The sequence below is a fragment of the Micromonospora sp. RB23 genome (genome assembly GCF_053585025.1).
On sequence record NZ_CM132111.1, the window covers coordinates 6,359,229 to 6,382,154 of the forward strand.

At 72.2% G+C, this 22,926-nt stretch carries 20 protein-coding genes; 8 read left to right on the forward strand and 12 right to left on the reverse strand.

The window, feature by feature from the left end; genetic code table 11:
* The first annotated feature begins 41 nt into the window (after positions 1 to 41).
* Positions 42 to 1,376, forward strand: a complete 1,335-nt coding sequence (locus ACTFTM_RS29030) for a TrkH family potassium uptake protein (protein ID WP_449563505.1) — start codon at positions 42 to 44, stop codon at positions 1,374 to 1,376.
* A gap of 16 nt (positions 1,377 to 1,392) precedes the next feature.
* Positions 1,393 to 2,061, forward strand: a complete 669-nt coding sequence (locus tag ACTFTM_RS29035; protein WP_449563506.1) for a potassium channel family protein — start codon at positions 1,393 to 1,395, stop codon at positions 2,059 to 2,061.
* Positions 2,062 to 2,100: 39 nt separating this feature from the next.
* Here ACTFTM_RS29035 and ACTFTM_RS29040 read toward each other — a convergent pair whose 3' ends face one another.
* From ACTFTM_RS29040 to ACTFTM_RS29070, 7 genes are all read right to left on the reverse strand, one after another.
* Entirely contained in the window at positions 2,101 to 3,747 is a 1,647-nt protein-coding gene (locus ACTFTM_RS29040; RefSeq protein WP_449563507.1) for a protein kinase domain-containing protein, read from the reverse strand.
* Positions 3,748 to 3,818: 71 nt separating this feature from the next.
* A complete protein-coding gene (locus tag ACTFTM_RS29045; RefSeq protein WP_449563508.1) occupies positions 3,819 to 5,372 on the reverse strand; it encodes a fused MFS/spermidine synthase in 1,554 nt (517 codons plus the stop codon).
* A 36-nt stretch (positions 5,373 to 5,408) separates the two neighbouring features.
* On the reverse strand, positions 5,409 to 6,422 hold the full coding sequence (locus ACTFTM_RS29050; RefSeq protein ID WP_449563509.1) for a coiled-coil domain-containing protein: 1,014 nt from the start codon (positions 6,420 to 6,422) through the stop codon (positions 5,409 to 5,411).
* A gap of 205 nt (positions 6,423 to 6,627) precedes the next feature.
* The gene (locus ACTFTM_RS29055) at positions 6,628 to 7,437 is read right to left on the reverse strand and encodes an inositol monophosphatase family protein (RefSeq protein ID WP_449563510.1); all 810 of its coding nucleotides are present in this window, start codon (positions 7,435 to 7,437) and stop codon (positions 6,628 to 6,630) included.
* Positions 7,430 to 7,882, reverse strand: coding sequence for a response regulator (locus ACTFTM_RS29060; protein ID WP_421473310.1), 453 nt, complete (start codon positions 7,880 to 7,882; stop codon positions 7,430 to 7,432). The genes ACTFTM_RS29055 and ACTFTM_RS29060 overlap by 8 nt, the downstream gene beginning before the upstream one ends.
* Positions 7,879 to 9,603 carry a sensor histidine kinase gene (locus ACTFTM_RS29065; protein WP_449566762.1) on the reverse strand — a complete coding sequence of 575 codons (1,725 nt, stop codon included), beginning with the start codon at positions 9,601 to 9,603 and terminating at the stop codon, positions 7,879 to 7,881. Before ACTFTM_RS29065 ends, ACTFTM_RS29060 begins: the two co-directional genes overlap by 4 nt.
* Before the next feature lie 5 nt (positions 9,604 to 9,608).
* On the reverse strand, positions 9,609 to 10,808 hold the full coding sequence (locus tag ACTFTM_RS29070) for a PP2C family protein-serine/threonine phosphatase (RefSeq protein WP_449563511.1): 1,200 nt from the start codon (positions 10,806 to 10,808) through the stop codon (positions 9,609 to 9,611).
* A gap of 296 nt (positions 10,809 to 11,104) precedes the next feature.
* Between ACTFTM_RS29070 and ACTFTM_RS29075 the strand changes: the two genes are divergently transcribed.
* Entirely contained in the window at positions 11,105 to 13,525 is a 2,421-nt protein-coding gene (locus tag ACTFTM_RS29075; protein WP_449563512.1) for a M28 family peptidase, read from the forward strand.
* Positions 13,526 to 13,590: 65 nt separating this feature from the next.
* On the opposite strand, the gene ACTFTM_RS29080 is transcribed toward ACTFTM_RS29075, so the two are convergent.
* The gene (locus tag ACTFTM_RS29080) at positions 13,591 to 14,562 is read right to left on the reverse strand and encodes a threonine/serine dehydratase (RefSeq protein ID WP_449563513.1); all 972 of its coding nucleotides are present in this window, start codon (positions 14,560 to 14,562) and stop codon (positions 13,591 to 13,593) included.
* 47 nt (positions 14,563 to 14,609) lie between these two features.
* On the opposite strand from ACTFTM_RS29080, the gene ACTFTM_RS29085 reads away from it, so the two are divergent.
* Positions 14,610 to 15,533, forward strand: coding sequence for a hypothetical protein (locus tag ACTFTM_RS29085; RefSeq protein WP_449563514.1), 924 nt, complete (start codon positions 14,610 to 14,612; stop codon positions 15,531 to 15,533).
* 15 nt (positions 15,534 to 15,548) lie between these two features.
* Here ACTFTM_RS29085 and ACTFTM_RS29090 read toward each other — a convergent pair whose 3' ends face one another.
* The 3 genes from ACTFTM_RS29090 to ACTFTM_RS29100 form a co-directional block, all read right to left on the reverse strand.
* Positions 15,549 to 15,803, reverse strand: coding sequence for a Smr/MutS family protein (locus tag ACTFTM_RS29090; RefSeq protein WP_088987488.1), 255 nt, complete (start codon positions 15,801 to 15,803; stop codon positions 15,549 to 15,551).
* A gap of 146 nt (positions 15,804 to 15,949) precedes the next feature.
* The gene (locus ACTFTM_RS29095) at positions 15,950 to 16,318 is read right to left on the reverse strand and encodes a tetratricopeptide repeat protein (RefSeq protein WP_234582401.1); all 369 of its coding nucleotides are present in this window, start codon (positions 16,316 to 16,318) and stop codon (positions 15,950 to 15,952) included.
* 89 nt (positions 16,319 to 16,407) lie between these two features.
* Positions 16,408 to 17,178 (reverse strand): ROK family protein, encoded by a 771-nt coding sequence (locus tag ACTFTM_RS29100; protein WP_421473317.1) that lies wholly within the window; start codon positions 17,176 to 17,178, stop codon positions 16,408 to 16,410.
* 62 nt (positions 17,179 to 17,240) lie between these two features.
* On the opposite strand from ACTFTM_RS29100, the gene ACTFTM_RS29105 reads away from it, so the two are divergent.
* The 3 genes from ACTFTM_RS29105 (at position 17,241) to ACTFTM_RS29115 (ending at position 20,221) form a co-directional block, all read left to right on the forward strand.
* Positions 17,241 to 18,878 carry an ABC-F family ATP-binding cassette domain-containing protein gene (locus ACTFTM_RS29105; RefSeq protein WP_449563515.1) on the forward strand — a complete coding sequence of 546 codons (1,638 nt, stop codon included), beginning with the start codon at positions 17,241 to 17,243 and terminating at the stop codon, positions 18,876 to 18,878.
* Positions 18,878 to 19,225 carry a hypothetical protein gene (locus tag ACTFTM_RS29110; RefSeq protein WP_396799844.1) on the forward strand — a complete coding sequence of 116 codons (348 nt, stop codon included), beginning with the start codon at positions 18,878 to 18,880 and terminating at the stop codon, positions 19,223 to 19,225. Before ACTFTM_RS29105 ends, ACTFTM_RS29110 begins: the two co-directional genes overlap by 1 nt.
* A gap of 270 nt (positions 19,226 to 19,495) precedes the next feature.
* Positions 19,496 to 20,221, forward strand: a complete 726-nt coding sequence (locus ACTFTM_RS29115) for a methyltransferase domain-containing protein (RefSeq protein ID WP_449563516.1) — start codon at positions 19,496 to 19,498, stop codon at positions 20,219 to 20,221.
* Here the strand turns inward: ACTFTM_RS29115 and ACTFTM_RS29120 are convergent.
* Positions 20,218 to 21,222, reverse strand: coding sequence for a LacI family DNA-binding transcriptional regulator (locus tag ACTFTM_RS29120; protein WP_449563517.1), 1,005 nt, complete (start codon positions 21,220 to 21,222; stop codon positions 20,218 to 20,220). The genes ACTFTM_RS29115 and ACTFTM_RS29120 overlap by 4 nt on opposite strands.
* Before the next feature lie 147 nt (positions 21,223 to 21,369).
* On the opposite strand from ACTFTM_RS29120, the gene arfA reads away from it, so the two are divergent.
* Entirely contained in the window at positions 21,370 to 22,884 is a 1,515-nt protein-coding gene (arfA, locus tag ACTFTM_RS29125; protein WP_449563518.1) for an arabinosylfuranosidase ArfA, read from the forward strand.
* The last annotated feature ends 42 nt before the right edge of the window (positions 22,885 to 22,926 follow it).

Below are 22,926 nucleotides of genomic sequence, written 5' to 3' on the forward strand. Positions count from 1 at the left end.
GTTCCCCCTCGGTGATGCACCCGGAAAAGGAAGATTGTCTGGTGCATCGGTTACTCCGCAACCCCGTGCGGCTGGTGCCGCTGGGGTTCCTGGTGCCGATCCTGCTCGGCACCGGGCTGCTGATGGCGCGCTGGTCGACCGTCCAGCACCAGCGACCACCGCTGGTGACCGCGCTGTTCACCGCCACCTCGGCGGTGTCCGTCACCGGCATGGCGGTCACCGACACCCCCAACTACTGGTCCGGCGGCGGCCTGCTGGTGATCACCCTGCTCACGCAACTCGGCGGCCTCGGCATCCTCACCGTCGCGGCGCTCGTCATCCTCGTGGTCTCCCGCCAGCTCGGCCTGCGTAACCGGCTGCTCGTGCAGGCCGAGACGGCGGAGTTCGGGATCGGTGACGTGACCCGGCTACTGAGCAGGATCGCGGTGACCGTCTTCGCCTGCGAGGCGGTGATGACCGCACTGGTCACCGGCCGCCTCTGGTGGGCGTACGACTACCCGCCCGGTCGGGCCCTCTGGTCGGGCTCGTTCCACGCCATCCAGGCGTTCAACAACGGTGGCTTCGCTCTCTACTCGGACGGCCTGCTGGCCTTCGACCGCGATCCGTGGGTGTCGCTGCCGTTGGCGTTCGGCGCCATCGTCGGCGGTCTCGGGTTCCCCGCCCTGTTCGAGGCGGTGCGCGAGTGGCGCAGGCCGGCGGGCTGGGCGGTGGCCACCAAGCTGACGATCTGGGGCAGTGTGGCGCTGCTGCTGATCGGCTTCTTCGGCCTGCTCGCCGCCGAATGGACCAACGCCAGCACCATCGGCCCGTACGGCGCCGCGGGAAAGATGCTCGCGTCGTTCACGCAGATCGCGTTGAGCCGGACCGGCGGGTTCAGTGTCCTGAACATCGCCGACCTCCAGGAGGAGAGTTACCCGCTGCTCATCGTGTTGATGTTCATCGGTGGCGGGAGCGCCAGCACGGCCGGCGGCATCAAGGTGTCCACGTTCTTCCTGTTGGCGTTCACCATCTGGGCGGAGCTGCGTGGGGAGCCCGACGTGACGGTCGGGCACCGCCGGGTGGCCACCGCCAGCCAACGGCAGGCCGTCACGGTCGCTCTGCTGAGCGTCGCGCTGGTCACGGCCGGGACGATGCTCGTGCTGCTGCTCACCGAGGGCGTGCGGTTCGTCGCGGTGCTGTTCGAGGTCACGTCCGCGTTCAGCACCACCGGGCTGACCATCGGCCTGGCCGGTGACCTTCCGAGCAGTGGTCAGGTGGTGTTGACCGTGTTGATGTTCATCGGTCGGGTCGGGCCGCTCACCCTCGGATCGGCGATCGCCCTGAACACCCGGCGCAGGCTCTACCGCTACGCCCAGGAACAGCCGATTGTCGGCTAGCGAGGAGGAGGTCGAGGTGTCGACGAGACGAGCGGACGGAGGTGGCGTCGTGGTGATCGGGCTGGGCCGGTTCGGCTGCCACCTCGCGGGGTCACTCTCCCGGATGGAACGCGAGGTGTTGGCCGTCGATCGCAACCCGGATCAGGTGCAGCGCTTCTCGGCCCAGATCGACCGGGTGGTGCAGGCGGACGCGACAGAGGAGGGGGCGTTACGGCAGCTCGGCGTCGCGAGCTTCGGCCGGGCGGTGGTGGCCATCGGGGCGTCGGTGGAGGCGAGCGTGCTCACCGTGCTGGCGCTTGTCGAGCTGGGCGTGCCGCAGATCTGGGCCCGCGCCACGTCGCAGAAGCACGCCAAGATCCTGGCGTCCGTGGGCGCGCACCACGTGATCTTCCCGGAGGCGGAGACCGGTGACCGGGTAGCGCATCTGATCGTCAGCCGGCTCCTCGACTTCATCGAGTTCGACGACGATTTCGCGATAGCCACCGTCCGGGTTCCGCCGTCCCTGGTCGGCCGTACCCTGCTCGACCTGCGCCCGAACGAGCGCGACGGTGTCCGCGTGATCGGCGCGAAGGTGCCGGGCGAGCGTTTCCGGTACGCCTCGGACGACACGGAGCTCGTCGACGGCGGGGTGCTGGTCGTGGAGGGCGGGATCGACCAGGTGCAGCGGTTCGCGGGGCGACGCTGACCTCTCACTTCGGATGACGCGCGTGCCCCTCAGGCGCTTTCACCCTTTTCCCGGACCACCCGGCCCCTTGCCGTTGGAGGGCTTCTTCGGCGCCTTCGGCTGCTCCTTCTCGGGTGCCTTGGGCGGGGCCGGCGCCTTGGGGGCGACCTTCGTGGTCTTCGTCGTCTTCTTCGGTGCGGCCTTGGTCGGGGCGACCTTGACGGCCGGGGCGGTGGACGGGGTCGACCCGGCCACCCCGGAGACGCGTACCCCGCAGGTCGCGTCGCCGAGCCGGAACTCCACCGGCAGCGGGTTCGCCCCGGTGTACGTCCCGGCGAGGGTCAGCTTCTCGGCCGCGCCGGGCGCCAGCGTCTTCGCCTGCGCCGCGGGGCGGATCTGCACCGCGCCGCCCTGCTGCTGCGCCGGGGCGGGCTCGGCCTTGGTCACCTTCTGCTGACCGGGGAACGTGAAGCTCATCGTCCAGTCGCTGAGCGCCCGGTCGCCGGTGTTGGTCAGGGTCAGATCTGCCGTGAAGTCCTTGCCGGAGTCCGTCCGCAGCGCGTACGCCACCTCGCAGGGCGCCTTCTCCGGCAGACCCATCCGCGCCTCGGTGGTGGGCCGGTCCTCGCCGCTGGCCGGGCTGCGGGAGGTGAGCCCCCACATCGCCCCGGTGACCGCGATCAACCCGACGGCTGCCACCCCCGCCTCCACCCGCCGACGCCGGTTCGCCTGACGGATGCGGCCGCGCCGGGTCCGCGACAGCGGAAGGGCGTCCGTCTCCGCCGACCACGGCAGAATCGTGGTGCCGGCGTTGGCCAGGGCGGCGGGGTCCAGCGGACCGCCCGCCGGCGAGACCGGTACCGCCGCCAGCATTCCGGCCGCCTCGGCGAGGGTCCGGGCCAGCTCGGCGGTGGCCGGCCGGTCGGCGGGTCGCTTGGCGAGGCAACGCCGCACCAGGTCGGTCACCTCGTCGGGCAGACCGGGTACCGCGGGCATCGGCTCCGGGTCGCTGTACATGTGCGCCCGCAGCATCTGGGTGGTCGTGGTCGCCTCCCACGGCAACCGACCGGTGAGCATCCGGTAGAGCAGCAGCCCCACGGCGTACACGTCGGTGGCCGGGGAGACCTGGCCGTTGTCCAGCCGCTCCGGCGCGAGGTACGCGGGCGTGCCCAGCAACGCGCCGTCCGGCCCCTTCTCGCTCTCCCCCACCAGCGCGGAGATCCCGAAGTCGACCACCTTCACCCCGGTCGAGGTGAGCATGACGTTGCCCGGGGTGACGTCGCGGTGCACGACCCCTCGACTGTGCGCGGTAGCCAGCGCCGAGCTGACCTCCGCGCCGATCGTCACCGCCTCGCGCCACGGCAGCCGTACCTCGCGGCCGAGTCGGCTGGCCAGCGAACCGCCGTCGACCAGTTCCATCACGACGTACGGCACGGTCAGGCCGACCTGGTGGGACTCGCCGTAGTCGTACACGTTGGTGATGTTGGGATGGCAGAGCCGCGCGGCGGCCTGCGCCTCGACGCGGATGCGGTGCCGGAAGGCCCGGTCGGCCGCCAGCCGTGAGGCCAACACCTTCACCGCGACCTGGCGGCCCAGCACCTCGTCGTAACCGCGCCAGACCACCGACATGCCACCCGCGCCGAGCTGCTCGACGAGCCGGTATCGCTCATCGAGGAGTTGCGCGCCGTTACGGTCCCCACCGCCCATGGTGGCCGTTGTTGCCCAGCACGGGCCGGGCTACACCTGAAGGATCGGAATCGGTCAGGAATATCACCCGATCAGGCGGTCGCCAGCAGTTGGTCCACCGGGGCGTAGTCGTCGGTCAGCACCATCGCCGCGCCGACGAAAGCCGTGAGGTCCGCGCCGGAGAGCAGGCTGACAGTCGCGTCGACCACATCGAGGCGGGCGCGCACGGCGGTCAGCGGCAGGGGCGCGTCGGAGGCGACGATGAGGAAGTTGCTCCCCCGCTCCTCGGCGAGCGCCTCCGGCGGGGCGATCAACGCGACGTTCCTGAACTCGGCGGCTACCGTCGCCAGTTCGGCGCGGATGAACCGCAGCGGCGGGTAGTCGATGACGTTCTGCACGTACACCCCGCCGGGGCGGGTCACGCGCCGGATCTCGGCGGCCATCTCCCGGGTCGACAGGTGCCACGGCACCACCAGGTGGCCGAACGCGTCACCGACCACCAGGTCACGGCTGTCCGCCGGCTCACCGGCGACCAGCATCCGGGCGTCGCCCACCACCGTGCGCAGGCCCGGGCCCGGGGGTACGCCCAGCTCCCGTTCGCCCAGCTCGACGAGCCCACCGTCGATCTCGAACACCACGTTGTCGGTGCCCGGGCGGGTGGCGGTCAGGTACCTCGGCACGGTGAAGCCGCCGCCGCCCAGGTGCAGCGCGTCCAACCGCTGGCCGGCCGGCATGGCCACGTCCGCGACCGCGCCGATCCACTTCGTGTACGCGTACTCCAGGTGCCTCGGATCGGCCAGGTCGACGTACGAGTGCTGGGCCGAATTGAGCAGCAGTGTCCGGCCGCTGGGCCGGTTCGGGTCGGTGGTGACACGGGCGCAGTGGTACGCGGTCTCGATGTCGCACGGGTTCGGCGCGATGGTGCTCAGTCCCGCCCCGAGCAGCCCGAGGACGGCCAGCGCGGCCCGGGCCCGGGCCGGACCGGGCAGGTCGGTGCGCGCCTGCCGGCGCAGGTACCAGCCGAGACCGATACCGACCAGGCCGAGGGAGATCGCCAGTGTCAGCAGGATGACCGTGCTCGGCAGCGCCGCGACCAGCACGAACCCGGTGAGCAGGGTGGCGGTGATGCCGCCCAGGGTGCCGATGCCGGACAGCCGGCCGACCACCTGGCCGGTCCGGCGCAGGTCGGCGAGTTGGAGCTTCACCACCAGCGGGGTGACCGCCGCCAGCAGCGCCGCTGGCACGAACACGGCGAGCGCCACGAGCAGCAGGATGGCGCTGGCCGCGCCGCCGCGCAGCACCTCGCCGGCGTAGCGCACCACGGGCAGGGTGATCGCGGTGGCGATCCCGGCCAGCACCAGAGCGGGACCCAGCAGGCCGCGCGGGTCGCGCCGGTCGGCCAACCAGCCGCCGGACCACGCGCCGTACGCGATCGCGGCGAGCGCGATGCCGATGACCGAGCTGGTCACCTGAAGCGTCACCCCGACGTACGGGCCGACCAGGCGCAGCGCGACCGTCTCCAGCACCAGCACGGCGCCGCTTGCGAAGAAGACCAGGAAGGCGGCGAGGCCGCCTGGCAGCGCCCGGCCGGTGACCGGCACGGGCGGAACCTCGGGAGCCACTACGTCGGACGGTGAGGAACTCATCGTCGCGATGGTACGCAGCGAAGCTGCCGCTCCGGGTCAGTACATCGAGAGATGAACATGGTTCGTGTGCGACGCGGCGGGACTGCCGCTGCCACTGTAGGCACGCCACCCGGTGCCGGGATGCCAGATCTGCCGGTACCAGATCACGTAGAGCACACCCAGCCGCTCGGCGTTGCGGACGTGCCAGGCGGCCAGGCTGTCCCCGTACGCCTTGTCGCCGCCGGTCGCGTTCTTGTCCTCGAAACCGTTCGTGGCTGCCGAGAAGTCGCAGGCCCGACCCTTCGGATGCTCGCCACCGCCACCGCTGCGCTTGCAGGAGACGTGCCGCTTGTAGCCGGCCGCCTGGGTCTCCTTCAGGGCGTGCAGGGTGCGCGGCGTGATGCACCCCGAGGTGGTCGGGTCCTTCACGGAGCAGGACTCCGACGGCCACGAGCCGTCGGAGTTCCGTGGCGCCGGCTTCGCCGAGGACGAGCTGCCGCCGCTGAACCCGTTGCTGCCGCCCGAGCTGACCTCGGCCAGCGCCGCCTCGGCCTCCTTCTTCTTCTTGGCCATCACGGCGAGCTGCTTCTGCTGTTCACGGACCTCGGTGTCGATGGCGATCTTGGCCTGCTGGGCCTGCTGCCGGGCCTCGGTGAGATCACGCAACCGCTTGCTGTCCCGCTGGGCCATCAGGTCCAGGTCGGCCGCCCTTTGCAGGAACGCCTGCGGCGTCGCGGTGTTGAGCAGCATCGCCGTCGGGGTGAGCCGACCGGCCCGGTACGACTGCGCGGCCACCTCGCCGACCTGGGCGGTCAACCCGACCAGTCGGACCTCGACGGCCTTCAGCTCGCCGTTCAACGCCGTCTGCCGCCGCTTGGAGTTGTCCAGCTTGGCCTTGGCCTCGATGTGGCCCTTGGCGGTCAGCTCCAGCGCGTCCCGCAACTTCTTGGTGCCGCCCTCGTCCGGCTCCGCGGACGCGGGCACACCTGGAGCGAGCACCAGCGCCAGGGCAGCGAGCAGAGGGATCAGTACGCGGCGAACGCGCGGCTGACTGAGCCTGGTCCTGGGCACGAAGGCGTCCTTCCGTCGACCGCCGGCCCCCGGGTGAAACTCTGCGCGGCGGCGTCCCCGCCGGCGCCGGGCGGCGGCCTGCTGGCGGAGACCGCCGGTCACGATACCGGAACGCGCGCCGGTGACCAGTCCCGTGACCGCGCCCAGGCCGCGGTGTCGACGCAGCGTGCCAGCGCCGTAGCGCCCCGCACGCGAAGGCTCCGGTTCAGGAGCTGAGCAACGCCTCGTGCACCTCGGTCCAGACCTGTTCGTTGGCCGCGACGAGCAGCCCGCGACCGTCGTCGGCCGGGTCGTAGTCGACGCCGTCGAAACGACGGGCCACACCACCCGCGGCACGGACCAGCAGCGCGCCCGGCGCATGGTCCCACGGCAGGGTGCGCCAGAAGAGGGCGAACTGCTGCTCGCCGGTGAGGATGTCCAGGTACTCCCGGCCGGCACAGTGCTGGCCGGGCAGCAACTCGCCGAGCCGGCGACCACCGGCCCGGACCCGGTCACGGACCTCCGGGGGCAGGAAGTGGGTCATCGCCACGCCGCGCAGCGCGCCCACGGACGCCGCGACGTCGGCGGTGTCGACCGGATCGCCGTTGAGCAGAGCGCCCTCGTCGGCCATACCGGCGGCCAGCGTGTCCGCCAGCGGGTCGAGGATCCAGCCGGCTCGTGGTCGCCCATCGGTCAACAGCGCCACCATGAGGGCGAACGGCCGGCGGCCGGCGGCGAAGTTGGCGGTGCCGTCGACCGGGTCGACCAACCACACGTCCCCCGCGTCGCGCAGGTGGCCCAGCAGCTCCGGGTCGTCGGCGACGCCCTCCTCGCCCACCACCAGCGAACCTGGTCGGAGCTTGCGCAGCCCGGCGGAGAGCAACTCCTCGGCACGACGGTCGGCGACGGTCACCACCTCGCCGGGCGCCTTCTCCGTCACGTCGTCGTCGTCGAGCTTGCGGAACAGCGGCACCACGACCTGGTCCGCGGCCTCCCGGAGCAGGCCGCTGACGTCGTCGAGCAGGGTGTCAGCCACGGGGCGGCAACTTGACCACGCTGACGAAGAACTCGTCGATCTGCCGGACAACCGAGATGAAGCGCTCGAAGTCCACCGGCTTCGTCACGTAGGCGTTGGCGTGCAGCTGGTAGCTGCGCAGGATGTCCTCGTCGGCCTGGGAGGTGGTGAGCACAACGACGGGGATACGGCGCAGCTCCTCGTCCTTCTTGATCTCCTCCAGCACCTCGCGACCGTCGCGGCGGGGCAGGTTGAGGTCGAGCAGGATCAGGTCGGGCGCCACCGCGTCGGCGTACGGACCCTCCCGGCGCAGATAGGCGAGCGCCTCGGCGCCGTCGGAGACGACGGTCAGCCGGTTGCGCAGCTTGTGCTCCTCGAACGCCTCCTGGGTCATCAACACGTCACCCGGGTCGTCCTCGACGAGCAGGACCTCGATCGGGCTCTTGCCGTCCGCCGGCGCGGTCATCCCACCGTCTCCCTCATGTCACCCGTTCTACCGCCTTCTGGCGACCCGTCGACCCGGTCCGGCCGGTCCGCCCCGGCGGAGTGCTCCGGCAGCGCGGGAGACGCCTCGTTCGCAGGCGTCGTGTCGTCCGCCGGAACCTCCTGCGGCTCCTCGGCCGCCTCGGCGGCGGCCGCCGCCTCCACGTCCTCGGGACGCGCCGGGAGCGTGAACCGGATGGCGGTGCCCTCCGGTACGTCGGTGTCCACCCAGACCCGGCCGCCGTGATATTCCACGATCTTCTTGACGATCGCCAACCCGATGCCGGTGCCCGGGTACGCGTCCTTCGAGTGCAGCCGTTGGAAGATCACGAAGATCTTGTCGGCGAACTCCGGCTCGATACCGATGCCGTTGTCCTGGCAGCTGATCTCCCACTCGGCCCCGACCAGCCGGGCCGAGATGTGCACCTTCGGTGGCACGTCCGGACGACGGAACTTGATCGAGTTGCTGACCAGGTTTGCCAGCAGGTTCGTGAGCAGCGGCTCCTCGCCACGGATCACGGGCAGGTCGGTCCAGGTCAGCTCCGCGTCGGCGTACTGCCGGGCGGCCTCGGTCTGGCCGGCCACGTCGCCCATCACCTTGTTGAGGTCGACGTCGACGAAGCCGGTGGTGAGCCGGCCGATCCGGGAGAACGCGAGCAGGTCGTTGATCAGGCGCTGCATCCGCTGCGCGCCGTCCACCGCGAAGGCGATGTACTGGTCGGCGCGCTCGTCGAGCTGCCCGGCGTAGCGGCGCTGGAGCAACTGGCAGAAGCTGGCGACCTTGCGCAGCGGCTCCTGCAGGTCGTGGGACGCCACGTACGCGAACTGCTCCAGGTCACGGTTGGACCGGGTCAACTCCTCGGCCTGCTTCTGGAGCTGGCTGTTGACCCACTCGATGCGTTCGCGGGCCTCCCGCACCTCGGCCAGGTCGGAGGCGATCTTCTGGCGCATCGCGTCCACGTCCCCGGCCAGCCCGACGAACTCCGGTGGGCCGACGGTGGTGACGCGGTGCTGGTAGTCGCCCTCGGCGACCTCGCGGACCTGGTCGGCCAGCCCGGTCAGCGGCCGGACCACCATCCGGTCCAGCGAGAGCAGCAGCACCGTGCCGGCCACGACGACCACCAGGGCCGCGACGATCAACAGGACGACGAGCACGTTACTGCTGTCGCGGACATCCGCGGCGGCCTGCTCGCGGGCGGTCAAGATCTCCTGCTGGAGGTCGCCGACCGCCGACCGGACCTGGTCGAACCGCTGCCGGGCCTGCTCGGTGACCAACGCCTGGCCGGCCCGGGTGCCCTCCTGCTCCGTCGTGGTGATCACCGGCGCGGCGACGGTCTCCCGCCACTGCGCCGAACGCTCCTCGACGATCCGCAGCTCCTGACCGATCTGCGGGTAGTCGTCCAGCAGGGCCCGCATCGCGGTGACGGTGGCCTTCTCCTGCTCGAGGCCCGCGTCGTACGGCGCCAGGTCGTCCGGGTCACCGCTGACCGCGTACCCGCGGACCGCCGTCTCCTGGTCGAGCACCGCGTTCAGCAGCTCCTGCGACTGCACCCGCAGCGGCCCGGTCTGGTTCAGGATGGCGTCGATCTGGGTGCGGTTGCGGGCGGCGACGGCCGCCTCGGCGACGGCCAGGCCGATCAGCAGCACGCCCACGACGGTGAGCAGCGTGATGACCCGGCGGCGCAGACTCCAGCCCCCGACCATCGGCGTCACCGGCCACCACCGCGGCTGACCAGCAGCATCGCCACGTCGTCGGCGAGTGGGCCACCGTTGATCTGCTCGGCCCGGCCGACCAGCCAGGCGGGCAGCTCGGGCAGCGACACCTCACGGTTGGCGGGCTCGTCGAGCAGGCCACCCAGGCCCGGCACGTCGAGCCGTTCGTTGCCCGTGCCCACCCGTCCCTCGATCAGGCCGTCGGTGTACATCAGCAGGGACCAGTCATCGGTGTCGAACTCCAGGTCGTAGGCGATCGGCCGGCGGGGTCGTACGCCCAGCAGCAGGCCGCCGGGGGCGGGCACCGGGACGACCCGGCCGCCGGAGAGCAGCAGCGGCGGCGGATGCCCGGCGAGTCGGACGGTGGCCCGGTTGGCGTCCAGGTCGAGTCGGGTGGTGGCCACCGTCGCGAAGATCTCCTGGAGGCGGCGCTCACTCATCAGCACCTGCTCCAGAGCGGGCAGCACCTCGTCGTCCGGTACCCCGGCGAGCACGAGGGCCCGCCAGGCCACCCGCAGTTCCACACCGAGCGCGGCCTCGTCCACGCCGTGCCCGCAGACGTCCCCGACGATCAGGTCGAGACGATCCGGACGGGTCTGCACCACGTCGAAGAAGTCGCCGCCGATCAGGGCGGCGTGCCGGCCCGGTCGGTAGAAGGTGTGCACCGCGACCTGGTCGGTCGTCATCAGCGGCTGCGGCAGCAGGCCACGTTCGAGGCGGGCCGACTCGGCCTGGCGCAGCTCGACCTCGCGCAGCCGGCGGGCGTTCTCGTCGGCGCGCTTGCGTTCGACCGCGTAGCGCAGCGCCCGGGTCAGCAGCACCCCGTCGACCTGACCCTTGACCAGGTAGTCCTGCGCGCCCTCGGCGACCGCCACGATGCCCATGTGCTCGTCCGAGCGGCCGGTGAGGACGCAGACGGCGGCGCCGCTGGACATCTCCAGCACCTGACGCAGCCCGTCCAACCCCTGGGCGTCCGGCAGCCCCAGGTCGAGCAGGACGCAGTCGACACCGGTGATCCGCTGCCGCGCCTCGCTGAGACTGGTGGCGACCACCAGGTCGATCATCGAGTTCGTCTCGGCGAGCAGCTCGCCCACCAGGAAGGCGTCACCCTCGTCGTCCTCCACCAACAGCACCCGCAGCCGCTCGCCCGGCGGCAGGTTGCCGTGCCGGGCCAGCCCGCCGTGCGGGTACGGCACGACTGGGGAGCCGGCCAGGCCGCCTCCCCGGTGCGGCCGGGTCACCGCCGCGAGACGCGGGAGTTCGCTGGTGATGTCGGGCTCCTTCCGAGTGCCCCGCTGATCCTGTATTAGACAACGGTCGCACACAACACGACGGCCGCGGCACGGGGCGGGGATGGGCAGGATCACTGGCCCCCGAGGGAATCGGGGACAGAGCGGACGGGACGATCGGTGTGCGCCCGGCCGTCCCCTTCCCACCCGCCGACCGGCAGGATGGTGCCACCCCCAGGCCCCACCACCCTCGAGGAGTTCGGATGGGCGCACCCCCCACCCCCGTCACGGCGGACGTACCGCTCAAGCCACCTCCGCGCGTACCCCCTGCCGACCGTGCGCTGACCCGACCGCGACGGCGCCTGGCGGCCGCCGCGGCGGCGCTGGTCGCGCTGGCGGCCGTCGGCGCCGGCAGCCTGCTCGACCTGCGGACCCCGGCCCCCCGGCCGGCGGACGCGCCGGCGGGCGAGTTCAGCGCCGCCCGGGCGTACGCGGACGTCCAGGTGATCGCGGCCCGGTCGCACGTCGCCGGGAGCCCCGCCAACGACCAGGTTCGCGCGCACGTCGAGCAGAAGCTGCGCGGTCTGGGCCTTCAGACGCAGGTGCAGGACACCGTCGCGCCGGAGGCCGGCCAGCTCAGCGGGGCGGCCGGCGGGGCGACCTTCGCCCGAGTCCGCAACGTGGTGGCCCGGCTGCCCGGGACCGATTCGACGGGGCGCGTGTTCCTGGTCGCCCACTACGACTCGGTGCAGACCGGACCGGGTGGCAACGACGACGCGGCCGGCACCTCCGCCATCCTGGAGGTGGCCCGCGCGCTGTCCACCGGCCCACGGCTCCGCAACGACGTCGTCTTCGTGCTGACCGACGCCGAGGAGGCGTGCCTCTGTGGCGCGGCGGCGTTCGCCGCGAGCGACCCGCTCGCCGCAGACGGTGGTGTGGTGCTCAACCTGGAGGCGCGCGGCTCCACCGGTCCGGTGATCATGTTCGAGACCTCGAAGAACAACGCGAAGCTGGTGGACGTCTTCGGCCGGGCCGCCCCCCACCCCGTGGGCACCTCGTTCGCCGTGGAGATCTACCGGGCGTTGCCCAACGACACCGACTTCACCGCCTTTCTGGACCGCGGGTTCGTCGGGTTGAACTCGGCGTACATCGACGGCGGCGCGATCTACCACACGCCGCTGGACACGCCGGCCGCCATGGACCGGGGCAGCCTCCAACAGCACGGGGACAACGCCCTGGGCCTGGCCCGGGAGTTCGGCGCGGTCGACCTGACCGACCTGCGCTCCGGGCACGACGCCACCTACTTCCCACTGCCGGGCGGGTTGGCCCGTTACCCGGGCTGGCTCGTCCTGCCGCTGGCCCTGCTCGCGGTGCTCGCGGTCGCGGGTCTGGGTTGGCTGACCCGCCGCAGCGGACGGGCCAGCACCGGCCGGCTGGTCGCCGGCTTCGGACTCGCCCTGGTGCCGATCGTGGCCGCGCCGGTCGCCGCCCAACTGCTCTGGTTGGCGATCACCACGATCCGGCCGGGCTACGCGGAACTGCTCGACCCGTACCGTCCGATCTGGTACCGGATGGCCGTGCTGGCGCTCGCCGCCGCCATCGTGTTCACCTGGTACGCGCTGACCCGCCGCCGCATCGGGCCGGCCGCGCTGGCCGTCGGCGGTCTGGCCTGGCTGGCCCTGCTCGGGGTGCTGCTCGCCGTGGCCGTACCCGGCGGGGCGTACCTGACCACCCTGCCGGCCCTGGCCGGCGCCCTCGGCGGCCTGGTCGCGCTGCGCACCCGGCAGACCGGGCCGTGGCCGGTGGTGGCGGTGACCGTCGCCGCCGCGGTCGGCGTCGTGATCCTCCTGCCGACGGTGGTGCTGCTCTTTCCCGCGCTGGGGATGGCGATGGGCGGGGTGGCCGCGCTCGTCGCGGTGCTGCTCGGCCTGACCGCGCTGCCGGTTGTCGACCTGCTGCACCCGCAGGCCGGTGGGCAGCGCGGCCTGGTGGCGCTGCGGGCCCGGCGACGCGCCGCGCTGCCCGCCGGCGCAGCCGCCGTGGCGGCCCTGGTGCTCGCCGGGGTCGGGCTTGCCGTGGACCGCTTCGACGCCGCCCACCCCGCGCCCACCCACCTGATGTACGCCATGGACGCGGGCACCGGGCAGGCCCGCTGGCTGAGTCACGAGACCGACCCGCAGCCGTGGACGGACGGCTACGTGGACGGGATGGCCAGCGTGGCGGACGACTTCCCCGGCCTCGGCGACGGTGAGCTGCGGGTCGGTCCGGCCCAGGCGGCCAGCCTGCCCGCGCCGAAGCTCGACGTGCTGGCCGACACCAGCGCCGGAGGTGAACGCACGCTGCGGCTACGCCTCACCCCGCAGCGGGAGGTCCGGCTCGCCACCCTGCACGTCGACACGACGACCGCCACCGTGCTGCGCGCCGAGGTCGCCGGGCGCGCGGCGCCGGTGAAGCCGCGCGCGGGCAGGTGGGGATTCGGTCTGGTCTTCCACGCCCCGCCGCCGGAGGGCGTCGAGGTCACGCTGACGCTGCGACCGATCGCCGCGCAGGTGGCGCTGCGCGCGATGGACGCCAGCGACGGGCTGGACGCGCTGCCCGGCTTCCGGCCCCGGCCGCCGGCCGTCGGCGTCGTCGGGTCGCACAGCTCCGAGATGCTGGCCGTCGCCCGCACGTATCCCATCTGAGAAGAACGAGCGGGGGTCCGGTGGCCGATGTGCGCCGCCGGACCCCCGGCCAGGTGGACCAGGCCCTATGCGGCCCGCGCGACGGCCGGTGACGGATCAGTGGGGGCCGAGGGCCCCAGGTCGCTCGGGTCGGTGTTGCCGCCGCAGACGATCACCGCGACCCGCTCCCCCGCCCTGGGCACGTACGCCCCGCCGACAAGCGCGGCCAACGCGGCGGCGCCGCCCAGTTCCGCGGCGACCCGCAGCTCCGACCAGAGCAGGCGACGCGCGCGCACCAGGTCGTCGTCGCGTACCAACACCGAGACCACACCGGTACGACGGGCGGTGTCGAAGGCGATCTCGCCGATCCGGCGGGCGCCCAGCGAGTCCGTGGCGATACCGCCCACCTCGATGTCGACCGGCCGGCCCGCCTTCAGTGCGGTGTTCAGGGTGGGAATCTGCTCCGGCTCGACGGCGACGACACGCACCGACCCGTCGAACCAGGTGGCGATGCCCGACACCAGCCCACCGCCACCGACCGCGACCAGCACCGTGTCGACCCCGCCGAGCTGGCGTTCCAGCTCCCGACCCACGGTGCCCTGCCCGGCCACGACCTCCGGCTGGTCGTAGGCGTGCACCACGAGCGCTCCGGTCTCGGCGGCCCGCCGGGTGCTGGCCGCCAACGCCTCGGCGTAGTGCTGGCCCACCTGCCGCACCTGTGCCCCCAGGCCGGCCAACCGCTGCACCTTGACCGGAGAGGCGGTGACCGGCACGAAGACCTCCGCCGGCACGCCCAGCGAGCGGGCCGCGTACGCGACGGCGAGACCGTGGTTGCCGCCCGAGGCGGCGATCACTCCGGCCGACGGAAGCGGTCCCTGGAGCATCCGGTTGAACGCTCCCCGCGGCTTGAACGAGCCGGTGTGCTGGTGCAGCTCCAGCTTGAGGCTGAGCATCCCGGGAATGCCCAGGTCGGCGCCGTCGACGGTGATGACCGGTGTCGCACGGACCCGCCCCTCGACCCGCGCCGCAGCCGCCTCGACGTCGCTCTTGTCCACCATGAGGAAACTTCCTTCACTACAACCAGCGAGCCAGTCAATCATCGTCGGTGAGCCCGACGAAATCCTACGGAGATGCGCCGGCCATCCCTCGCCGGGCGCACCGACGCCTGATTCACGGGGCGGACCCCGCGTCGATCAATCGACCGGGACCACAAGACCCGGTGCGGACGTGCAAGATGCCCTCCATGCGCCGGCTCGCCATCCTCCTCACTCTGCTGACTGCCGTGGTCCCGGCGACGACCGCCTGCGCCTCGAAGCCGCGCCCGGTGTGGGGCTCCTACGAGGCCGAGGTGAGCGGCGTGACGCCCGGTCCGGGCGCCCAGACGGTCACCGTGCACGTCAAGGCGCTCGCCGGCCGCGATGACTGCTCGCGCAACGTCCGGGTCGGCTACCACACCGAGGAGAACGGCGTCGTCTTCGCCACCGTCGTGCAGGACTCGGCCGGATCGGCCACGGTCGGTGCCTGCCCGACCTTCACGCCCGCCGAGGTGACCCTCACGTCGGCGGAGCCGATCGGCGACCGCCCGTTGTCGCTCAACCAGAAGACCTGGGCGCTGAAGGACGGCGTGTACAGCCCGTGTGACGAGACCCTGGGTTGCAGGCCACCGGAGGACCGCTGCGATCCGATCTGGACGCGTGCGGCCGTACAGGGGATGGATGTGTCCCGCCATTCGCCGGGCCATGTCGAAGCCTGCGACGGGAAGTGGCTCGTCATGACGGTGGCCGACGACCCGGCGGCGTGCGGCGTCGAGCCGCGCCCCGGGTGCGAGGTGAACACCAGCGTGAGGCGCTACTTCCTGCGTAACGAGCCGGCCGGATGGTCGACCGTCGCCCGGACCACGTCGGGCGGGTGCAATGCGATCCGCAAAGCGGCTCCCGCCTTCCCCCGCAAACTCTGCGCCAACCTGAAACCGACGGACCGGTTCGTCACCGCGGGCCCACCGCTGCCAACCGGCCAGCCCGGCGGTTGATCAGACGGTAGGCCGCTACTTCCAGCGGAAGTGGACGAAGAGGCGGCCGAAGTTCTTCGAGTCCTTCTCGACCCGGTGGTAGAGCTGCTTGACGTCCTTCTGGTCGAGGAACCGCAGTACACGCTTCTTGAGCTGCCCCGAACCCTTGCCCGGGATGATCTCGACGAGGGTGGCCTTCTTCGCGACCGCCTCGTCCATGATCCCGCGCAGCGCGCGGTCGATGTCCTGGCCCTTGTTGAAGATGTCGTGCAGGTCCAGCTTGAGCTTCATGCCGCAGCCCCCGGCCGGTCAGGTCCCATGTCCGCCATCCTAGGCACGCCCCTGCACAGACCCCGGCCAGGCGATCAGGGGACGGCCCACGGCGAAGGGGCGGCCCCTCGGGACCGCCCCTTCGCACCGTTCGTCGTCGTCCACGCTCAGCGCGTGCCGCCCACGCGGGTTTCCACCCGCTGCAGGGCGATCCGGTAGTCGTCGTTGGCCGCGTACATCGCCGCGGCGATCCGCAGGTGCCGCAGCGCGTCGGTGTGCCGGTTCAGCCGCTCCAACGTCCGGCCCAGCACGTGGTGCGCGTAGTGGTCGCTCGGGTCCCGGTCGACCAGTTCCCGCAACTGCTCCTCGGCCCGGTTGAGCTGGGCCGACTGGAAGTACGCCCGGGCCAGCAACTGCCGGACGGCCGCGTTGCCGGGCTCGGCGTCCACGATCGGCTCCAGCAGTCGGGCCGCTCCGCTCGGGTCACCGGTCTCGAAGAACATGGTCGCCCGCCGGTAGTCCGCCAGAAGATCCATCTGCCCACCTCCTCGGGTCGCGCCGTCACCTGTTCCGACGCTGGCACAACACCGGCCGTTTGGCGACTGTTCCCCGGGTCGAAATAGGGTCAGGTACGCGCGTCGCGCCGCCCGGCGGACAGCTCCCAGGCCCGGACGCCGCCGACGATTCCGGCCGTGTTCGGCACCACCACCACGTCGTCGCCCATGCGGGCGAGCTGCTCCGGTCGGATCAGCCGGGAGTTGCCCCCACCCAGGTAGAGCCGGTCCCACCGGAACACCGGGCGCAGCCCGTCCACCACCTGTCGGATGCGGCGGGACCAGAAGGCGTCGCCGAGCCGCCGCCGCTCCGGCTCGCCCACGTACGTGTCGTAGGTGGTGCCCCAGCGCACCGGCGCGTGCGACAACTCAAGGTGCGGCGCGAGGACGCCCCCGTCGAAGAGTGCGCTGCCCAACCCCGTCCCCAAGGTCAACACGAGTTCACACCCGGTGCCCGCCACCACTCCCGCCCCGTGCACCTCGGCGTCGTTGAGCACCAGCGCCGGCACTCCGAACGCGTCGGCCAACGCGCCCCGCGCGTCCCAGCCGGACCACTCGGCCAGCAGGTCCGGGTCAACCCTGGACCGGGGCCCGCTGCGGGTGACGTAGTGCGGGGTGGCCACCACGACGCCGTGCCGGATCATTCCGGGTACGCCGACGGTCAGCCGATCGGCCGTGGGCAGTCGGCCACCGAGGTCCAGCAGGGTCCGCACGAACAGGGCGGGCGGCAGCGGGTACGGGGTCGGCACCCGCAGCGGTCGGGCGCGCATCGTGCCGGCCTCGTCGAGCACCGACGCCTTGATGCCGCCGCCACCGCAGTCGATCGCCAGTGTGGTCACCACGTCATGGAGTCTGCCCGCTGGCGGCCGGTCTCATGCGGGCGGCCCGATAGGCTGCCGTCCTGATGAGCGCCACGATGATCGTCAAGGACCTGGCCGCCGGGCACGGCGACCGCCCACTCTTCGCCGGACTGGACCTGGTGGTCGCCCCGGGCGACGTGGTCGGGCTGGTCGGGCCGAACGGGGCCGGAAAGTCGACGCTGCTGCGTACCCTCGCCGGGTTGTTGCCGGTCGAGGCCGGCAGCGTGCGACTCAGCCCGCCCACCGCGACCGTCGGGCACCTGCCGCAGGAGCCGGAGCGGCGGCCGGGCGAGACGGTACGGGAGTTCCTGGCCCGCCGGACCGGGGTGACCGGCGCGCAGGCGGCGCTGGACGCGGCGACGGAGGCGCTGACGGCCGGGTCGGCGGGCGCCGACGACGCGTACGGCGACGCGCTGGAGCGCTGGCTCGCCCTCGGCGGCGCGGACCTCGACGAACGCGCCGACCAGGTGAGCGCCGATCTGGGGCTCACGGTCGACCTGGACCACCTGATGACCGGGCTCTCCGGCGGCCAGGCGGCCCGGGCGGGGTTGGCGTCGCTGCTGCTCAGCCGCTACGACGTGTTCCTGCTCGACGAGCCGACCAACGACCTGGACCTGGCCGGGTTGGAGCGGCTGGAGGAGTTCGTCACCGGGCTGCGGGCCGGCACGGTGCTGGTCAGCCACGACCGGGAGTTCCTGACCCGCACGGTGACCCGGGTGCTGGAGTTGGACCTACCGCAGCAGCAGGTCAACCACTACGGCGGCGGATACGCCGCCTATCTGGAGGAGCGCGAGGTGGCGCGGCGGCACGCCCGTGCCGACTTCGAGGAGTACGCCGAGACGAAGGCGGGCCTGGAGGCGCGGGCGCGGACCCAGCGCTCCTGGATGGAGAAGGGCGTGAAGAACGCCCGCCGCAAGGCCACCGACAACGACAAGATCGGCCGCAAGTTCCGCAGCGAGGCCACCGAGAAGCAGGCCGCCAAGGCCAAGCAGACCGAGCGTCTGATCGAACGGCTCGACGTGGTCGAGGAGCCCCGCAAGGAGTGGGAGCTGCGTATGGAGATCGCCGCCGCGCCCCGCGCCGGGGCCGTCGTGGCCACGCTCCGACATGCGGTGGTACGTCGGGGAGGCTTCACCCTCGGGCCGGTCAACCTCCAGATCGACTGGGCGGACCGGGTGGCGGTGACCGGGGCGAACGGCTCGGGCAAGTCCACCCTGCTGGCCGCGCTGCTGGGGCGGCTGCCGCTGGACGAGGGCACCGCATCGCTCGGGCCGGGCGTGATGGTCGGCGAGGTGGACCAGGCCCGAGGACTGTTCCTCGGTGACGTGCCGTTGATCGACGCGTTCCAGGCGGCCGTACCGCAGATGTCGCCGGCGGACGCACGGACCCTGCTGGCCAAGTTCGGCCTGCGGGCGGCGCACGTCCCCCGGCCGGCGGCGACCCTCTCGCCCGGCGAGCGGACGCGCGCGGCGCTGGCCCTGCTCCAGGGGCGCGGGGTCAACCTGCTCGTGCTGGACGAGCCCACCAACCACCTGGACCTGCCCGCCATCGAACAGCTCGAATCGGCACTGGCCAGCTACCCCGGAACGCTGCTGCTGGTCACCCACGACCGGCGGATGCTGGCCGCCGTCGAGACCAACCGGCGACTGCGGGTCGAGGCCGGGCGGATCGCCGAGGATTGATGCCGGTCCGCGGGCCGGCGCGGGGTGAGAATGACGCCATGCTCAAGTGGGAGTACGCCCTGCTGGTCCGCCGCCGCCAGGCGGCGACCAACGACCTCGGCTGGGAGGTCGTGTTCGTCTGGTACGGCCCGGACGGCTCGATGGTCGACGTGACCCCGTACGGCGACACGTCGCTGGCCCACCTCAACCGGGCCGGTGACCAGGGGTGGGAGCTGGTCGCGATGAGCGAGGACCCGTCGCTGCCCGGCAACCACGAACTGCACCGCTACCACCTCAAGCGGCCGAAACCCGCCGCTCCCCCGCCCCGCCAGCGGATGCGCGGAGGCCGCCGGACGCTGTCCGGCTGACCTGCGACGGCGCTGGACCGGGGCGCGGGCCTTGGACCGGGGCGCGGGCCTTGGACCGGAGGGCGGGCCTTGGACCGGAGGGCGGGCCTTGGACCGGGGCGCGGCACTCCGATGAGCCTGATGACTGTGCGGCATCTTGATGCCGCACAGTCATCAGGCTCGACAGGTAGGTGCCTCGGGACGCCGCATCACGCCCGCCGGTGGTCGTGCGACGGCGAAACGGGAATACCGGGCGCGTAGGCGGGTAACGCGCGGCGGGAGGTGGCCCGAATGGTCGCTTTGGCACAGACTCCGCCCTCGGCCGACCGGCTGCGGTTGATCGACGAATTCCTCGCGCAGGCGTGGGCGGACCAGGTCCGGCACGACGACCGGCTGCGGGGCCTGGCCGTCGAGGCGCGGTTCGACCGGGGGGTCGCCCACCTCACCGGGGAGGTGGCGGAGCAGGCGGACCTCCGGCTGGTACGGGACCTGGTGGGACGGCTGGCCGGCGTGTACGGCGTCTGGTGCCGGGTCGGCGTCGGCGGACGCGCGCCGGTGGTGGTGGATCTCGGCTGCGGTCCGACCAAGCAGTGGTCGGGCAACCTCGGGCTGGACATCTATCCCGCGCCGGGGGTGGACGCGGTGGCGGACCTGTCCGGCTCGCTGCCGCTGGCGGACAACTCGGTGGACGTCCTGTTCGCGGTACACATCCTGGAGCACCTGATCGACTTCCTGCCGCTGGTGGACGAGTGTCACCGGGTGCTCCGGCCGGGCGGCGTCCTGCACGTCATGAGCCCGTGGTGGGGGCATGTCAACGCGGTGGCCGACCCGACCCACGTCCGGCTGATGGACGTGCAGACCTTCAAGGGGATCTGTCAGCTCCGGCCACCGGGCACCCCGCGCTGGTACCCCCTGCACGCCGGGTGCGACGGCGCGTCGATCTTCGCCGACCTGACGCCCCTCCCCGCCGATGCCGAGCCCGCATCGAACTCCCACCTGGCCCGCTTCTTCGACTAGGGCGTGGAGGATTCGCGCAGTTCCAGGTGGTAGGGGGCCTTGAGCGCGCGGGCGGGGGCGGCGCGGTCGCCGTCGAGGCGATTGGCGAGGAGTTCGACGGCCAGCCGGGCGATCTGCTCCTTGTCCGGGGCGACGGTGCTCAGGGTGGGCACCGAGAAGCGGCCGTCCTCGATGTCGTCGAAGCCGACCACCGCCACGTCCTCGGGCACGCGAAGGCCCGCCTCGTGCAGGGCACGCAGTGCGCCCAGGGCGAGCGTGTCGTTGAAGCAGAACACGGCGTCGGGGCGTACCCCCGTGGTGAGCAGGCCGCGCATCGCGGCCGCGCCGTCGGCGCGGTGCCAGGCCGTCGCGGACGCCACGAGGGCTTCGTCGTAGGCCAGGCCGGCGGCGCGCAGTGCCTCGCCGTAGCCGGCCAGGCGGAGGCGGGCGCTGGCGCCCTCGTCGGTGCGCTGAGCGCCGATCGCGGCGATCCGGCGGCGGCCGAGCCGGATCAGGTGGTCGGTGATCTCCCGGGCGGCGGTGACGTTGTCGATCACGACGCGATCGGCGGGGCCGTGGTCGACGCGCTCGCCGAGCAGCACCATCGGGGTGCCGTCGAGGCCGGCCAGATCCTCCGCCGTGAGCGCCAGCGGGCTGAAGATGAGCCCGTCGATCAGGTGGTCGGTGATGCCGGAGGCGACGACCCGCTCCTGCTCACGCCGGCCGCCGGTCTGGTCGATGAGCACGGTCCAGCCGTACTCGGCGGCGGCGGTGACGACGTGGCGGGCGAGTTCGGCGAAGTACGGGATGTCCAGTTCCGGGACCGCCAGGGCGATCACCCCGGTACGCCCCTTGCGCAGGTGCCGGGCGGAGAGGTTGGGCCGGTAGTTCAGCTCGGCGATGGCCTCCTCGACACGGGCCCGGGTGTCCGGACGTACGTGCACGTAACCGTTCACCACGTTGGAGACGGTCTTCACCGAGACGCCGGCCCGCTCGGCCACGTCCTTGAGCCTGTGTCGCACCCCGCAACCTCCCCGATGTAACCCAGCGCACCATACCTCGTCACCAGCTCTTTACAACGTTGCCTACAACGTTGTAGAAACGAGGGACGCCGGGTGGGCGGTGACTGCGGTCACCCGGTGCCGGCACCCCAGGAAAGGTGGCACCCCTTGCGGACCGCGCAGTTGACGATCGATCCGGCCTTCGCGATCGGCCCGGCCGACCGACGCCTCTTCGGCTCGTTCGTCGAGCACATGGGGCGGTGCGTCTACGGCGGCATCTACGAGCCCGGCCACCCCGACGCCGACTCCCGCGGCCTGCGGCGGGACGTCCTGGACCTGACCCGCGAGCTGGGCGTCTCGGTGGTCCGCTACCCCGGCGGCAACTTCGTCTCCGGCTACCGCTGGGAGGACGGCGTCGGCCCGGTCGGCGACCGGCCGCGCCGGCTCGACCTGGCGTGGAAGACGATCGAGACCAACGCGTTCGGCCTGCACGAGTTCATGACCTGGGCCGACGAGGCCGGCGTCGAGCCGATGATGGCCGTCAACCTCGGCACCCGCGGGGTGCAGGAAGCACTCGACCTACTGGAGTACGCCAACCACCCGGGCGGCACGGAACTCTCGGACCTGCGCCGCAAGAACGGCGCGGAGGACCCCTTCGGCGTACGGCTCTGGTGCCTCGGCAACGAGATGGACGGGCCCTGGCAGGTCGGCCACAAGACCGCCGACGAGTACGGCCGGGTCGCCGCCGAGGCCGCCCGCGCCATGAAGATGATCGACCCGTCGATCAGCCTGGTCGCCTGCGGCAGCTCCAACCGGCGGATGCCCACGTTCGCCGCGTGGGAGGCGACCGTGCTGGAGCACACCTACGAGCACGTCGACTACATCTCGGCGCACACCTACTACGACCCGTCCGACGGCGACCAGGCGAGCCTCCTGGCCTCGGCTGTCGACATGGACAACTTCATCACCGAGGTCGTCGCGACCGCCGACCACGTGGCAGCCAGGCAGCGGCACCGCCGCAAGCTCAAGATCTCGTTCGACGAGTGGAACGTCTGGTACGAGTCCCGGCTCCAGGCCGACCTGGACCGGCGCGGCTGGGTCGAGGCGCCCGCGCTGATCGAGGACGACTTCACGGCGGTGGACGCCGTGGTGGTCGGCGACCTGCTGATCACCCTGCTCCGGCACGCCGACCGGGTCGGCGTGGCCGCCCAGGCGCAGCTCGCCAACGTGATCGCGCCGATCCGCACCCGCAACGGCGGCCCGGCCTGGCGGCAGAGCATCTTCCACCCGTTCGCGCTGACCGCCCGGCACGCCCGGGGCACCGTGCTGCGCACCGAGCCGGTGTCGCCGCGCTACGACACGAAGAAGTACGGGGACGTGCCCGTGCTGGACACGGTCGCCGTACACGACGAGGAGACCGGTGAGCTGACCGTCTTCGCCGTCAACCGCGACTCCACGGACCTCGCGTTGGACATCGATTTGCGCGGCCTGCCGGGACTGTCCGGCAAATCCTTCCAGAGCATCGCTGCCGGGTCCGACCCGTCGGCGACGAACACCGAGGCCGAGCCCGACCGGGTGACGCCACGGGACATGCCCACCCCCACCCCCGACGGCGGCCGGTGCAGCGTGCGCCTGCCCGCCGTCTCCTGGAGCGTGCTGCGCTTCGGCCCGGTCCACGCCTGAGGTCGTCCCAGGTTCGAGCAGGCACAATTCATACCGTCCCCC